We start from the raw sequence: 15,273 nt of genomic DNA on the forward strand, positions 1-15,273 counted from the left end.
GAAGTGGAATGAATCGTTTGCAGCAAGGGGATGTCGTATTATTTCAAGGGGACAGCATTACGGATTGCGGTCGCGACCGCAACTTTTCCGGCAGCTTGGGGAACGGCTACCCGCTATTGATCGACTCGTTGTTCGGCATGAAATTTCCTGAGTTGAACGTTACCTTTTTGAATAGAGGGATCAGCGGAAACCGGGTCGTCGACTTGAATAACAGATGGCAGGAGGATTGCCTGGACCTGAAGCCGGACTGGGTATCCATCTATATCGGAATCAATGACACTTGGCGCCGATATGATAGCGGGGACCCGACAAGCACCGAGGATTATAAAGCCGGGTACCGCAAATTGATCGAACGGACGAAAGAAGCGCTGGACGCCAAGCTGATTCTGGTTGAACCGTTCGTGCTGCCTCATCCGGAGGATCGGAGAGCTTGGCGCGAGGATCTGGATCCGAAAATCACGGCGGTCCGCGAATTGGCGGTGGAATACGGAGCCCTCCTGGTGCCGCTGGACGGATTGTTCGCTGCGGCGTCGGTGCGTCGCGAGGCTGCCTTCTGGGCGCCGGACGGCGTGCATCCGTCACCGGCCGGACACGGCCTGATCGCGAAGGCCTGGCTCGAAACGATGGGCGTTTCTTTGGGCTAACGCTTAACGGTTGGTCTTAGAGCTGAAGCTGGAAGCAACAAACGCTGGATGCACGGAATCCGTGCTCCTAATGGAAAGAGATCGGGCGCGAATGTCGTGCCCGATCTCTTTTTTTAAATGAGAATAGCTATAGGTATGAAATATGGGTTCATAGCTGCCGATACAATTAGAAATGTTAGAAATCACTTTCATTTTTTTTGCGTATGTGGTGTAATGCATTAAAGCGAAAAAAATAATGGTTGACGCCTCCTTTTAAATCCTATAGGATTACTTGTATTAATTAATATTCGTCTTTTTTACGGAAAACAGGGGGAGAGAGAACATGAAAGCCATGAAACATGTAAGGAAATTATCGGCGCTGGCGCTGGCGTTTGTGATCGTATTGACCGGATGCGCCGAATCGGGCAGCGGCGGCGGCAGCGCGTCGGGCAATCTGGCGGACAAGGTCGAGAACCTGCCGGCAGGCATTGCCGAGAAGGATCCGGTGAAATTGATGGTCGTTCGGAAAATCGGAGGCGATGACCACACGGCTCAATTTTTGGCAGGGGCGAAGCAGGAAGGCGAGGCTCTCGGGTTTAAGGTGGATACCTTCTCGGCGAATGGAGACTCCGCTAAATTCCATGACGCGATCGCGCAAGCCATTGACAGCGACTACGATGGATTTATCATATCGCATGGCGACGATCCTGCATCGGTTCAGGACGTGAAGAAGATTACCGAAAAGGGAATTCCGGTCGTCACCTTCGACTCCTTGCCGGAGATCGGTGACATTGCAGGGGTAACCCAGACATCGCAGGATGACGAGCAGCTCGCAAAGCTGGCGTTGGACAAGCTGATTGAAGAGCAAGGGCCGGAGGCCAACATCGTTTACCTCTGGGTAGACGGATTCCCGCCGATGGTGCGTCGTAATGCCGTATACCAGGAAACGCTGAAGAACAACCCGGGCATCAAGGAAGTGGAGCGTTTCGGCGTAGCGAGTGACCAGACTTCCTTGGAAACGCAAAACGCGGTATCCGCTATCCTGACGAAATATCCGAAGGGCGAAATCGATGCAATCTTCGCAACCTGGGATGCATTCGCCATCGGCGCGGCCAGAGCGCTGGAGGAAGCGGGACGCAGCGAGGTTAAGATTTACGGCATCGACGTATCCAACGCGGACCTGGAGCTGATCCAGAAACCGGACAGCCCTTGGGTGGCTACCGCAGCCGTAGATCCGAAGATGATCGGCGCCATCAACGTTCGTTTGCTGGCTAAGAAGATTGCAGGCGAGGAAACGCCTGCTACGTATAATCTGGAGCCTGTATTGATCGAGCGCTCTGGCCTCGAGGGTGCTACCGAAGCGGTCAACATGGTTAACTTGGCCGATATTATCCCGAGCTGGGGAACAAGCACGGAATTCGAAGAGGACTGGATGAAGGCATTGAAAGAAGCAGGCGGCAAATAAACAGCAATATTCATACAGGCGCTCTTGTCGGTCATCGATAGGGGCGCCCTATCCTATTTGAAGGGAAGAATACACTTGCGAAGCGTGATGGAGCCAACAACTGCCAGCTCGACCGACAATTCGGGAGCGGCACCCTTACTTCAAATGAAGCACATATCGATCTCTTTTCCAGGCGTTAAGGCGTTGACCGATGTTGATTTTCAGACGACTGCGGGGACGGCTCATGCGTTGATCGGCGCGAATGGCGCAGGAAAGTCTACCTTAATGAAGATCCTATCGGGAGCGTATACCCATTACGAGGGCGAGATCTGGATCGACGGGAGCAAGGCGGACATCCGTTCACCGAAGGAAGCAAAGGACCTGGGCATTCAGATCGTCTATCAAGAGGTGGATACCGCGCTCATTCCGAACCTGACGGTCGGCGAGAACATCATGCTCGACCGGACGGTTCACGATATGGGCAAACGGCACTTGATCCGTTGGAAGGAGCTCCATCGGGAAGCCGAATCGATTCTTGCGCGGATGAATATCCGGGTCCCGGTCAAAAAGCTGATTTCGGAGCTGACGCTGGCGGAGAAGCAGATGGTGCTGATCGCCAGAGCCGTTTCAAAACAGTGCCGCATTCTGGTGCTGGACGAGCCGACCGCGCCGCTCAGCCATAGCGAGACGGAGCAGCTGTTCAAGCTGGTGCGCAAGCTGAAGCAGGACGGAGTCGGCATTATTTTCATATCTCACCGGCTGCCGGAGCTGTACGAAATCTGCGATGACATTACGATCATGCGGGACGGTTTGCTGGTGAAGAGCGACCGCATCGCGAATATCGATCAGCCGAGAGTGGTGGAATACATGCTGGGCTCCAAGATGGACCAGCAGTTTCCCCACATCGAGCGAGACATCGGTCCTGCGCGGTTAGAGGTAAAAGGCATGTACGACCCGGGCAAAATCAACGGCGTTGATCTGAGCCTCCGCCAAGGGGAGATCGTCGGTTTGGCAGGCCTTGTCGGGGCCGGGAAAACCGAGCTGTGCCGGGCGGTATTCGGGGCTTCCGGCACGTCAACCGGCGAGATGATACTGGATGGAAAAAAGCTGCGCATCCGCTCGCCGCATGATGCCGTGCGGAACGGCATTGCGCTCGTACCCGAGGAGCGCCGCCGGGAAGGCGTGTTCGTGGAAGAGCCGGTGTCCGTCAATTTAACGGCCGCGGTGCTGTCCCAATTTTCCAAATGGGGTTCCTGGCTAAGCTTTGGCAGGGAGAAACAGGCGGCGAGAGAGATGATCGAGTCGCTCGGGATCAAAACTCCAAGCGAGAGAGCGCGGGTGAGAAACCTGTCCGGGGGCAACCAGCAGAAGGTGGCGATCGGCAAATGGCTGCTGGCCGACGCGGACGTGTATATTTTCGATGAGCCGACCAAGGGCGTTGACGTTGGCGCGAAGCGGGATATTTTCAAGCTGGTGGCCGAGCTGGCCAAGCGGGGGAAATGCGTGCTGTACGCTACAAGCGAGCTGTCGGAAATCGTGGGCATCACCGACCGGGTGTATGTAATGTATGACGGCCGCATCACGAAGGAGCTGACAACGCGGTCAACGAATGAAGAGGAATTATTGCTTTACTGCACAGGAGGCGGGTTGACATGAATACAGCAAGACCTGTTAAGGAGAAGCCGGCGGCTAGCTTCGCATTCGATTTTCTGTATAAATACGGCACGTTGATTACGGTATTCGTACTTATTCTCGTATTCGGGACCGTTGCCGACAACTTTTTGAATACAAGCAACATTATTAACATTCTCCGTTCGATCTCGATCGTGACGATCATTGCCGTAGGACTGACCGTATCGCTCGCCGTTGGCGGCTTTGACCTGTCCGTCGGCTCAACGGCCTCCCTGGCAAACGCGCTGGTCATATCCATGTTCGTCTGGCACGGGCAAAACATCGGCATCGGCATCGGCCTCACGCTGCTGTTCTGCCTGGCCGTCGGGCTGATCAACGCGTTTCTGGTCATCAATTTCAAGATCGACGACATGCTGATGACCCTGGCGACGATGTTTATCTTCCAGGGCGTTGCCCTGACGTATACCCGGGGCGCTACCATCTCCCAGAATATGATCATGCCGAGCGGGGACTTTGCCACCGGTAAAATTCCGGCGCTGTTCGAGAAAATCGGGCAGGTGCCATGGATCATTATCATTATGGTTCTCGTGGTCCTCGTGGTCCATCTGTTCCTGACCTATACGAAACACGGACGGTACATGTACATGATCGGGGGCAACCGCGAAGCGGCGGCTTTATCCGGGATCCCGGTGAGTAAATACCGCCTGATCGCTTATCTGGTCTCCGCCTTGTTTGCCGCCATCGGCGGGATTATCCTCGGGGCTCGCGTTATGACGGCCGAGGTCAACTCCGGCGGACCTTATCTTATGGATGCCGTTGCCGCGACTTTCATCGGATACTCCGTATTCGGAGCCGGCAAGCCGAACGCGCTCGGGACCTTTGTCGGCGCTGTGTTGATCGGTATATTGCAAAACGGTTTGATCATGCTGTCCGTGCCGTATTATGCGATGGATATCGTCAAGGGCTCGGTGCTGGCGCTCGCGCTTGCCCTAACCTACTATAAGAAGAGACATTGATGACGAATCGGCACATGCTTTGACCCACCTAGTTCCATTCATACTATCGAGACCATCCCTCCCGTGATCCTGATCGGGGGCGGATGGTTTTTTTCATGGATTGTTTCTGTAGGTGGCAACCTATGGGAGGAAAATGAATTCAAGCCATATTCCAAGGGCGTCAGGGATAATATCCATCATTTGGTTATTTAGTTGACGGACGCAGCGGGTATTCATTATCCTTGTATAAGACTGGTTTAGCATTGTACATACATTTCCCTCTTATAAAGAGAAAGGGGACTCATCATGAAAAAAACAACCTTCATACAACCGGATCCCAAGTCCTGGATGGACACGTTTCACTTTGAAATTCCGATAAAGATTAGGTATTGCGAAACGGATATGCTGGGTCATGTCAATAACGTCAGTTATTTCATGTATTTCGAGCAGGGACGCATTGAATATTTCGAGAATCTGGGATTGACCGACGAGCTGTTCGGCGATCAAAAGGTGTCGGTTGTTGCGGATCTGGAGTGCCAGTATTTGGCGCAAATGTATCTGAAGGACCCGCTTAGGCTTCATGTGCGGGTGGCTGAGATCGGACGCTCCTCCATGGACATTCAATATGCGATCGTAGTGGACGGCGCCTTGAAGGCAGCCGGCCGCGGAACCATCGTGCTCATCGAGACCGCTTCAGGCAAGAGCACGCCGATTCCGGATTCGGCACGCGAACGAATTTCGGCTTTTGAAGGATGGATGTAAGCCAACGACAAAGATCAATCAGGATAAACCATGAAGGGAAGGGATAAGGGATGAACATCCGTTTTGCCATTATCGGCACAAACTGGATCACCGAGAGGTTTCTCCAGTCGGCACTGGAGACGGAAGAATTTATTCTAGCTGCCGTATACTCCCGTACGGAAGAGAAGGGCAGGGCTTTTGCGGCTAAGTACGCGGATCCCAAGGTCTACACGGATCTTGAGGCAATGGTGCAGGATGACGAAATTGATGCGGTATACATTGCGAGTCCGAATTCCTATCACGTGGACCAGGCAATCTTATGCATGAACCACGGGAAACACGTCCTCTGCGAGAAGCCGATGGCTTCCAACGCGGTCGAAGTGGCCGCCATGATCGAAGCCGCGAAGAACAATGACGTTCTGTTGATGGAGGCATTGAAGTCGACGCTGATGCCGAACTTCAAGACCGTCCGGGACAACTTGTACAAGCTGGGCCCGATACGGCGTTATTTTGCAAGTTATTGCCAATACTCCTCCCGTTATGACGCGTTCAAGCAGGGGACAGTACTGAATGCGTTCAACCCTGAATATTCCAACGGCTCTCTAATGGACCTGGGGATTTATTGCCTGTACCCGATGGTGACCCTGTTCGGAAAACCGGACACGGTGAAGGCTTCCGGCTATATGCTGTCTTCCGGGGTTGACGGCGAAGGCAGTCTGCTGTTGTCCTATCCCGAGATGGATGCCGTCATCATGCATTCCAAAATCAGCGATTCCCTTGCCCCTACCGAAATTCAGGGCGAGAACGGCACGATGATCATCGACAAAATCAATCAGCCGTACGATGTGAAGATCCGCTACAGAGACGGCACCATCGAGAACGTGACCCAGCTGCAAACGCATGAATCGATGTATTACGAAGCCCGGGAATTTATCGATTTGATCCGGTGCGGCGAACGGGAAAGTTCAATCAACACCCATGCCAACTCGCTCATTACGGCCGAAATTATGCAGGAAGCCAGAAGCCAGATCGGACTGCGGTTCCCGGCGGATTCCCGCACCGATATATGATATTTGTCATACTCCCGAAATGACGTTTATGACTACGACGCGCATGACATTCTAACTATACTTAAATTAGACAAGTGCGTGATAGCTTGATAACGTCCTTGCGCTTCATTTCGAGGAGGAAGACAACTATGGCTAAACCCGATAACAAATTGTCCAGCTTGAAAAAGAATGTTGCCCCTTATGAAGAAATTGACACGAAGGCGAGTATAGGTCAGCTTTTCAATACACTGGTTCCATTGATACTGCTATGGTATGCAGCCTATTTAAGCTTATCCGTATCGTACTGGCTAACCATTCCCATAGCCGTGGTTGCTTCGGGTTTTGTTGTCCGGACGTTTATCATATTCCATGACTGCTGTCACGGATCTTTCTTCAAGAGCCGCAAGGCTAACAAAATTCTCGGCACGATTACGGGCGTGCTTACGCTGTGCCCTTACGAGCAATGGAAGAACACCCACGCGATCCATCACGCGACGAGCAGCAATCTCGATAAGCGGGGAATCGGCGATATGTGGGTATTAACCGTTGAAGAATATAGGGCAGCTTCCTTTTGGCAGCGTCTGTACTATCGGGTGTACCGTAACCCGATCGTGATGTTCGGTCTGGGTCCCATCGCCATATTTCTGATCTCCTACCGTTTCAACCGCAAAGGCGCGAGACGCAAGGAGAAGATCAGTAACTATACAACGAATATTCTGATTGTCGCTTTGTATGCATTGTTGTGCTGGGCGATCGGATGGCAGGCATTTCTGCTCGTTCAAGCTCCGATCTTCATGGTTTCCGGGATGCTTGGCATTTGGTTGTTCTACGTGCAGCATCAATTCGAGGAAACGTATTACGAGCATGATGAAGAGTGGAGTTATATCAATGCAGCCGTAGAAGGCAGCTCTTATTACAAACTTCCGAAGGTTCTGCAATGGATCACCGGCAACATCGGCTTCCATCATGTTCACCATTTAAGCCCGAAGGTGCCTAACTATAACCTGGAGAAGGCGCATGAAGCCGCTCCTCCGCTGCAGAAGGCAACCACGATTACGCTGAAGACCAGTTTGAAGTCCATTCGTTTCCGTCTGTGGGATGAAGAGAAAAAGGTGTTTGTCACCTTTAAGGAAGCGCGTCGGTCGCTTCGTAAACCGCAGGAATCCGCACTGGCGAAGGCGGAGAAGAACCTGGCGAGCCCAAGACCCAGGGTCCAGCGCGAATAGATTCCTGAGTCATGATGCTATAATGGATCACGGATTCGCTAAGGCTAGTAAATGAATTAAGCTTGAATCGACAGAAGGTGGGACTCCATGCAGAAATGGTATCAGATCTTTCATAAAAGCACGGGACTGAGCCCTTACGTATGGGTTGTCTTCTACATCCTTCCGTTCTATTTCATCTTCCGGTCGACCTCGACCTATCAGATCGTGATCGGCGTTCTGATGATCGTGATGTTCTTCGCTTTCTATGTGCTGTCATTTCTGTCCAAAGGCTGGCTCGTCTATTTCTGGACGAGTCTGCAAATTTTAATATCGGTTACGATGTCCGTGGTATTCGGATATATCTATTTTTCGCTGTTCCTGGCATTCTTCATCGGGAACATCAAGAATAAGGCCGGGTTTATCACGCTGTACTCCATCCACTTGGTTACGACCATTATTACGGTGAATTATGGATTGTTAACGCGGAATCCGTTCTTCATCACGCAGCTGCCATTCGTGCTTGTGAGTGTGGTAGGGGTTATACTGCTCCCTGTGACAAACTATAACCGGAATAAGAACGATCAGCTGCAGGGCCAGCTGGAGGATGCGAACAAACGGATTTCGGAATTGGTGAAGCTGGAGGAACGCCAGCGCATTGCCCGGGATTTGCATGATACGCTGGGGCAAAAGCTGTCTCTTATCGGCCTCAAAAGCGATTTGGCCGGCAAACTGATGAAGCAGGATATGGAAAGGGCCCAAGCCGAGATCAACGATGTCCGTCAGACGGCCCGAACCGCACTGAAGGAAGTGCGCGAGATGGTGACGCGGATGCGGGGGACCCGGCTTGCGGATGAAATCTTCCGTATTCGGCAAATCTTGAAGGCGGCGCAGATCGAGTTGACCTTTGAGGGTACGTTGGAGCCGGAGAATCTGTCGTTAATGAATGAAAATGTGATCAGCATGTGCCTGAAAGAGGCAGTGAATAACATCGTGAAGCATAGCAATGCCACGGCCTGCTCCATTGTGATCGAATCCACGGAAACGGATCTGATTGCCAGGGTGAAGGACAATGGAACCGGGTTCGTGACGGACGCGAAAAACCGCGGCAACGGGCTGCGGGGAATGAGAGAGCGGCTTGAATTCGTCAACGGAAGCATGGAGTTTGCTTCAGGCGAGGGGACTACGCTTGTCCTTCGAGTCCCTAATGTGCTCAGAATGCCGGATAAGGAGGCGGGAATATGATCCGAATCGTCATTGCCGAAGATCAGCGGCTGCTGCTTGGAGCCCTGGCCTCACTGCTGGATCTGGAAGAGGATATGCAGGTGGTCGGGACGGCGGGCAACGGCAAGGATGCCGTACAGCTTGTCAAACTTCATATGCCGGATATCTGCATCATGGATATTGAGATGCCGATCATGAACGGGCTTGAAGCCGCCGAGGAGATCAAGGGTTATGGCTGCAAGGTGATGATCCTGACGACCTTTGCCCGGCCCGGGTATTTCGAGCGTGCCGTGAAAGCGGGCGCCAACGCTTACCTGCTAAAGGACAGCCCGAGCGAGGAGCTGGCCGCGTCCATTCGCAGCATTATGGCAGGCAGGCGTATCTACGCCTCCGAGCTGGTGGATGAAGCGTATTCCGGTGAAGAGAATCCGCTGACGGAGCGGGAAAAGGAAGTGCTGGGCCTCATCGCGGACGGCAAGAATACGAAGGAAATTGCCAATCAGCTGTTTATAACCACGGGAACCGTGCGTAATTACATTTCCGTTATTCTTGATAAGCTTGGCGTCAGCAACCGGATCGAAGCGATCACGCGTTTCAAGGAAAAAGGCTGGTTTAAATAGTGCAAAGAAGAGCAAAACCCCGCGGTTGCAGCCGCGGGGTTTTTTTTCGTGCGCATAAGAAAAACGAAAACCAGGAAGAAGGTGAACATGCCGCTTAAAATAATGGATTTTTTTACCTGGTATTGTATGCAATAAAGTGTATATTTATTCATTTAATGAAGCTTGAATGCGATTTTGGATAGATTTTATATTTTTTGGAAACAATGAAATCGCTAATAAAAATAAGCCTGTTTTTAAATGACGCCATTTCCTGCATAAAAGGCAATCAAGCAAATATATTGCAGTTCCTTTGTAAATGTATGCATTTTTATGTATAATAGTAATGATTGCCAGAAGTCAAATTTGAGGAGGAGGAGGTCTTCTATGGACCATATGATGTTTGAGGTTGGAACTGCTCTGATTCTGGTTGCTATAGCCTCCGTAATTGCTGGAAAGCTCAAGTTCTCGATCATACCGTTCTTGATTGTGCTCGGGATGCTTGTCGGTCCGCATGCACCAACGATAGGGATTCTTGACTTTAAGTTCATTGAGAGCCAGGGGATCATCGATTTTCTGGGACAGATCGGTATTCTATTCCTGCTCTTTTACCTTGGTCTTGAATTTTCGGTTCAAAAATTGATCAAGTCCGGACGAAACATTGTGGTAGGCGGAACCGTATATGTAGTATTGAACTTCGTGCTGGGTGTGGCTTACGGTTTCGTGATCAATATGCCTCTGTACGAGACGCTGATCATTGCAGGGATGCTGTCGGTTTCCTCCAGCGCCATCGTCGCTAAGGTGCTTGTGGATCTGCGGCGCACGGGGAATGCGGAGACGGAACTCATACTCGGCATGATTTTGTTCGATGATATTTTCCTTGCCGTGTTCTTATCGATTATGTCGGGACTGCTGTTAGGCGGGGCTACATCGATAGGGGCAACGATCCTCTCGGTTTGCATTTCCATAGGTTACATGCTGTTGTTCTTTGTTATTGCGAGAAAAGGTCCACCCATACTTAACAAATTGCTGAATATTACGTCCAGCGAGATTTTCATTATCGTAGTGTTCTCGTCGATGTTCTTTATTGCCGGGTTTTCGGAGACGCTGCACGTAGCCGAAGCGATCGGCGCGCTGCTGTTCGGACTGGCTTTATCGGAGACGGATCATAGCGAACGGATCGAGCAGCTGGTCATACCTTTCCGTGATTTCTTTGGAGCGATCTTCTTCTTCAGCTTCGGTCTCGGCATCGATCCGACCACGCTGGGGAATGCGCTATGGCTGGCTCTTGGCGCCGTGGTACTGACCATAATCGGCAACCTGGTCGCAGGCATGATAGCGGGGCGCAAGGCCGGACTATCGCATAAATCGTCGCTTAACATCGGATTGACTATTATGGCGCGCGGGGAGTTTACGATTATCGTTGCGAATCTGGGACTTGCAGGCGGACTGTCCGCGATGCTGAAACCATTCTCGGCACTCTATGTCCTGATTCTCGCGATTCTCGGGCCCTTATTGGCCAAGGAGTCGAAGCGCGTGTACCGTGGAATGAATAAAATATTCAAATGGAGCGATCCAGTGGAGAAAGTGAAAAAAAGGAATGCATAGGGAAGCCCGGGATGATTTACTTTCTTCCAACTAATCTATATAATCTAGAGATTGAATTAACCCCAGAACGGAGGATTTACACATGAGTATTATTCGCGAATCTGATCTGCCGGGTATCGGGAAGAAGTTCCTTATTCAGGCGAGATCAGGGGATAAGCTGGTTGTTGTTATTCATGACGATGGCCGTAGAGAGTTGTACCACTTTGAAGATGACGATCCTGAGGAGACCATCTCCCAGATTACATTAGAGGATGACGAGGCAAGACAAATCGCAGGCATTATCGGCGGCATGACGTATAAACCGAAAGCGCTGGAGACCATCGAAGTGACGCTCGAAGATTTGATCATCGAATGGGCGCGAATCGAGCCGCATTACAAATGCGTGGGACAATCCATTGCAGGGCTTCAGGTTCGTCAACGTACTGGCGCTAATGTATTAGCGATTGTGAACAAGAAAGAGCAGAAAATCAATCCGGGTCCGGACGACATCCTGACAGCAGGATCGACGCTGGTGCTTGCGGGCGAGCGCAAGCAGATCAAGCAGCTGAAAGAACTGCTGGTCAACGGCTAATAACGAATAGCTTCACAGGTCTTTAGTTGATCCTGTCGTAACACGTAAGCAGCAAGCTCCTCCATGGGTGAGGGGCTTGCTTTTTTTTGCATGGATCCTTTAAATTTGAAATTTTTCGCGAAATGATCTATCTTTGATAGTGAGGCTATCATTTTCGAGAAAGAGGGCGTATACAGCATGAAATTGAAAGACAAAGTAGCTATAATTACAGGCGGTGCCGGCGGAATCGGCAGCGGCATGGCTCTGGCCATGGCCAAGGAAGGCGCCAAGGTCGTCATCGTGGACGTGAATGAGGATAAGGGTCGCGAAACGGAGAAAGCGCTGAGGGCATATAGCGATTCGATGTTTATTAACGGCGATATTACGAATAAAGCCTCGATTAAAGGAATCGTGGATGACGTTGTGAACACCTACGGCAGACTGGATATTCTCGTTAACAACGCGCATGTGTCCAAGCAGGTACCCATTGTGGAAACAACCGATGAAGTGATGGCATTGTCGTTCAATACCGGATTCTATCCGACGTTTTATTTCATGCAGGAATGTTATCCTCATCTGAAAGCAGCCAAGGGCAAGGTGATCAATTTTGCATCCGGTGCGGGACTGTCCGGCATGGTAAACCAGGCCTCCTACGCCGCAGCGAAAGAAGCGATCCGGGGGCTGTCACGCGTGGCTGCCAACGAGTGGGGAGCGGACGGCATTAATGTCAATCTGATCAGTCCGATCGCGCTGACGCCGGGCGTAGAGCAGTGGAAGCAGGCATTTCCGGAAGCGTATCAAGAAATGGTCGATAAAATTCCGCTCAAAAAAATGGGCGATCCCGAGCAGGATATCGGACGCGTGGCCGTGTTCTTGGCTAGCTCCGATTCCGATTACATGACCGGCCAAACGCTGATGGTGGACGGCGGTTCCATCATGCTGAGATAATATACGATGCCGATTTCTAAAAAAAGCGCCAAGGGCTGTGCCCCTTGTGCGCTTTTTCTGTTTAATAGCCGTAGACTGCGGGTTATGGATAACCATGGAGGACCGGCTATTTCCGTGCCACGATCATAAACCGTGCGGAATTCGTCCGGATTCCGAGATCTGTGCGATGCTCCTCGATGAATTGCTGCAGGATGCGGAAATCCGATTCCTCCTGTCCGAATCCGGGAATGATGGGCGTGTGTTTGAGCAGGAAGATAAGATCCTCCTCACGCTCATAGTACTCGACGGCATCATATTCAGCGCATTGGATATCGCGAAACCCTGCTAGCTGAAGTTCCCTCTTGTATTCCTTCATTAAAGCGCCGTCTTCGCGGGAGGATTGTCCTCTGCCGAAGGCTTGGGCCAGATTAGCTTTATCGCATTCGCGAACCTGCTGCGTTAGAAACACGCCATCATCGGTTAATACCCTGGCAACCTCCGAAGCACGGAAAGGGGAGTGCCGGCATGAAATCAAATCGAAAAACGCCTCCGGGAATTGAAGCATTCCTGCATCCATCTGGACAAAGCGTACGTTGGAAGCCGCAGCCTTCCGTTTGTTACTCCGGGCAGTCTCTATCATCGCATGGGAAAGATCGATTCCAACCAGCAATGCCGCCTTCGAGGCGATGGACAACAAGTTCTCTCCGCCTCCCGTGCCGATATCCAGCAGAGCGTCGGATGATGTGCACCGCTTGCTCACCTCATCGTAAAAATTCCACTCCACGCCTTCCGAGATCCATCTGACCTTGCTGAAATCCCAGCCGTTTAAGGCTCCTACGATATCATAAAATGACTTGTATTCCTGTGATTTCATATATATGGTTCACCTTTTCAATTGAGATAAAATGGGATGCTGAAAACAGATCGTCTCTTATTCGTTCGCTCAGTTACTGTGATTCCGGCTAGGCCCGGTCCAGTATGATAGACCGGGCCTAGCTACTTCGAACGGCAAGGATCCTAATCAGCATCCAATTCACCCCAATTCTGAAAGAATATTTTTAAGAGATAAGAAAGTGTAAGCTTCAGAGGTTGCCATCATTATCTCGCAAGAAAAACTTCCGCTATACGCGGTCTGTCTTCTGAGAAAGTACGTCGATAGATGTTTTTCTTATTGTAAGAGCAAGGATATTTTGGGATCAAGTAGAATTTTATTAGGAGCATCACCAGAATCTTAAGCAATTGTTAAGAATTTGGAAGCAAGGCGTTAAGAAATGTTTACTATACTTATTGAATTGTTTCGGTTTGGAACGAGAAAATTAGGACTTTGAAATGAGAGGGTACTGCCATGAACAAAATGAATTCTCTGCCAAGGGAGCGTCTTCCCGAGCTGCAATTGGTCCGCGCATTCGCCATTATCGGCGTGCTGTCCGTTCACTCGACATCGTATGCCGTATCGGCCATGACGGACTCCAAATACTTTTTCATCTACAATTTTATGAACATCTTCATGAAATACGGAACGCCGACGTTTATATTTTTGAGCAGCCTGGTACTCTTCTACAATTATTATGACCGCCCTACGACCAAGAAGCTGATCGGCGGATTCTACAAGAAAAGATTGCTGTACATCATCATCCCGTATACACTCTTTTCCGTGTTTTACTTCGGGCTGCTGCACTATCTGCATTATCAAGGCAGGCCGTTTGGCGAGACGATGGAGAGTTTTATTCAAAAGCTGTTGACCGGCAAAGCGTATACGCATCTGTACTTCGTGTTTATCAGCATTCAGTTTTATGTGCTGTTTCCGCTGGTGCTGTGGTTGTTCAAGAAGATGCCGCAGCTTGCAAAATGGGCGATTCCGATTGGACTGGTGATCCAGTGGACGTTTATACTGATGAATAAGTATTATTGGCAGGTGCCGAATAAGGGAAGCTGGGCCTTGTCCTATATAGCTTACTTCATGCTGGGCGCTTTTATCGGCATCTATTATCCGAAACTCAAGGCCTGGCTTGTGATCAGCCGTTCCAACGCACAGCCTTACCGCATCGCGGCTTGGACGATGCTGTGGATCGCATGGGCAGCTGCCGGTCTCGGCCATGTGTACATTTATTACAACAACCGTCTTCACGGAACCGGATATAATTCAACGCTGTACGAGCTGCTGTGGAATATGCATACTTACTTTGGGGCGCTTGTCCTGCTCCAGTTCGCCATTCTGTTCTACCGGGCCGGGGTACGCGGATGGACGCCCGCGCTGGAGAGACTGGGGGCCGTATCCTTCGGGATTTATCTCATTCATCCGTTCTTTCTGCTCGTCTACCGTCAATTCCCGTTAACCACGGGGAACTCGATCCTGACCCATCTGTGGTATGCAGGCGGTTTTGCGGCAGCCTTAGGCTGTTCATGGATCGTCGTGGAATTGACGGTTCGCTATATACCGGGCTCATGGGTGATTTTCGGTAATATTCCGAAGGCGAAGAGATCGGGTAAACCAACCGATACGCCGGCTGTGCCGCTTTCCGGTTCCTAGCCTGTTTCGCAAGAATAGGACGTATACCCGACGAGGCATGGCCATGGCGAAAGGAAACCAAAACAGCAGCATCGCCCGGCCTGACAACATCCATGGAGCAAGAGAACGTAAAAGGCGTTATGCTGACTGCCGCTTTATGATCAAGGAGGAGC

14 protein-coding genes are annotated in these 15,273 nt (G+C 50.9%); 13 read left to right on the forward strand and 1 reads right to left on the reverse strand.

Annotated features, from left to right (window positions below; genetic code table 11):
- The first annotated feature begins 8 nt into the window (after positions 1 to 8).
- The 12 genes from GYMC10_RS06190 to GYMC10_RS06245 all read left to right on the forward strand — a co-directional run bounded on the left by GYMC10_RS06190 (position 9) and on the right by GYMC10_RS06245 (position 12,612).
- Entirely contained in the window at positions 9 to 644 is a 636-nt protein-coding gene (locus tag GYMC10_RS06190; protein ID WP_009589707.1) for an SGNH/GDSL hydrolase family protein, read from the forward strand.
- 322 nt (positions 645 to 966) lie between these two features.
- A complete protein-coding gene (locus tag GYMC10_RS06195; protein WP_012819362.1) occupies positions 967 to 2,088 on the forward strand; it encodes a sugar ABC transporter substrate-binding protein in 1,122 nt (373 codons plus the stop codon).
- 144 nt (positions 2,089 to 2,232) lie between these two features.
- Positions 2,233 to 3,723, forward strand: a complete 1,491-nt coding sequence (locus tag GYMC10_RS06200; protein ID WP_041622108.1) for a sugar ABC transporter ATP-binding protein — start codon at positions 2,233 to 2,235, stop codon at positions 3,721 to 3,723.
- The gene (locus tag GYMC10_RS06205; RefSeq protein WP_012819364.1) at positions 3,720 to 4,715 is read left to right on the forward strand and encodes an ABC transporter permease; all 996 of its coding nucleotides are present in this window, start codon (positions 3,720 to 3,722) and stop codon (positions 4,713 to 4,715) included. The genes GYMC10_RS06200 and GYMC10_RS06205 overlap by 4 nt, the downstream gene beginning before the upstream one ends.
- Positions 4,716 to 5,000: 285 nt before the next feature.
- Positions 5,001 to 5,456: an acyl-CoA thioesterase gene (locus GYMC10_RS06210; protein WP_012819365.1), complete on the forward strand. Its 456-nt coding sequence runs from the start codon at positions 5,001 to 5,003 to the stop codon at positions 5,454 to 5,456.
- Between the two features lie 50 nt (positions 5,457 to 5,506).
- Positions 5,507 to 6,505: a Gfo/Idh/MocA family protein gene (locus GYMC10_RS06215; protein WP_012819366.1), complete on the forward strand. Its 999-nt coding sequence runs from the start codon at positions 5,507 to 5,509 to the stop codon at positions 6,503 to 6,505.
- 128 nt (positions 6,506 to 6,633) lie between these two features.
- Positions 6,634 to 7,710 carry a fatty acid desaturase gene (locus GYMC10_RS06220; RefSeq protein WP_012819367.1) on the forward strand — a complete coding sequence of 359 codons (1,077 nt, stop codon included), beginning with the start codon at positions 6,634 to 6,636 and terminating at the stop codon, positions 7,708 to 7,710.
- Positions 7,711 to 7,797: 87 nt separating this feature from the next.
- Positions 7,798 to 8,931 (forward strand): sensor histidine kinase, encoded by a 1,134-nt coding sequence (locus GYMC10_RS06225; protein ID WP_012819368.1) that lies wholly within the window; start codon positions 7,798 to 7,800, stop codon positions 8,929 to 8,931.
- Positions 8,928 to 9,530, forward strand: a complete 603-nt coding sequence (locus GYMC10_RS06230; RefSeq protein WP_012819369.1) for a response regulator transcription factor — start codon at positions 8,928 to 8,930, stop codon at positions 9,528 to 9,530. The genes GYMC10_RS06225 and GYMC10_RS06230 overlap by 4 nt, the downstream gene beginning before the upstream one ends.
- A gap of 363 nt (positions 9,531 to 9,893) precedes the next feature.
- Complete coding sequence (locus GYMC10_RS06235; protein ID WP_009589754.1) at positions 9,894 to 11,114, forward strand: cation:proton antiporter; 1,221 nt, start codon at positions 9,894 to 9,896, stop codon at positions 11,112 to 11,114.
- A gap of 82 nt (positions 11,115 to 11,196) precedes the next feature.
- Positions 11,197 to 11,685 carry a cation:proton antiporter regulatory subunit gene (locus tag GYMC10_RS06240; protein ID WP_009589718.1) on the forward strand — a complete coding sequence of 163 codons (489 nt, stop codon included), beginning with the start codon at positions 11,197 to 11,199 and terminating at the stop codon, positions 11,683 to 11,685.
- 177 nt (positions 11,686 to 11,862) lie between these two features.
- Positions 11,863 to 12,612 carry an SDR family NAD(P)-dependent oxidoreductase gene (locus GYMC10_RS06245; RefSeq protein ID WP_012819370.1) on the forward strand — a complete coding sequence of 250 codons (750 nt, stop codon included), beginning with the start codon at positions 11,863 to 11,865 and terminating at the stop codon, positions 12,610 to 12,612.
- Positions 12,613 to 12,718: 106 nt separating this feature from the next.
- Here the strand turns inward: GYMC10_RS06245 and GYMC10_RS06250 are convergent, their stop codons facing one another.
- On the reverse strand, positions 12,719 to 13,465 hold the full coding sequence (locus tag GYMC10_RS06250; protein WP_012819371.1) for a class I SAM-dependent methyltransferase: 747 nt from the start codon (positions 13,463 to 13,465) through the stop codon (positions 12,719 to 12,721).
- Positions 13,466 to 13,936: 471 nt separating this feature from the next.
- Here GYMC10_RS06250 and GYMC10_RS06255 point away from each other — a divergent pair, with 471 nt between their 5' ends.
- Positions 13,937 to 15,121 (forward strand): acyltransferase, encoded by a 1,185-nt coding sequence (locus GYMC10_RS06255; RefSeq protein ID WP_012819372.1) that lies wholly within the window; start codon positions 13,937 to 13,939, stop codon positions 15,119 to 15,121.
- Positions 15,122 to 15,273: the final 152 nt, after the last annotated feature.

Origin of the sequence: Paenibacillus sp. Y412MC10 (assembly GCF_000024685.1) — a bacterium.
In the GTDB taxonomy this organism is placed as follows: domain Bacteria; phylum Bacillota; class Bacilli; order Paenibacillales; family Paenibacillaceae; genus Paenibacillus_AQ; species Paenibacillus_AQ lautus_A.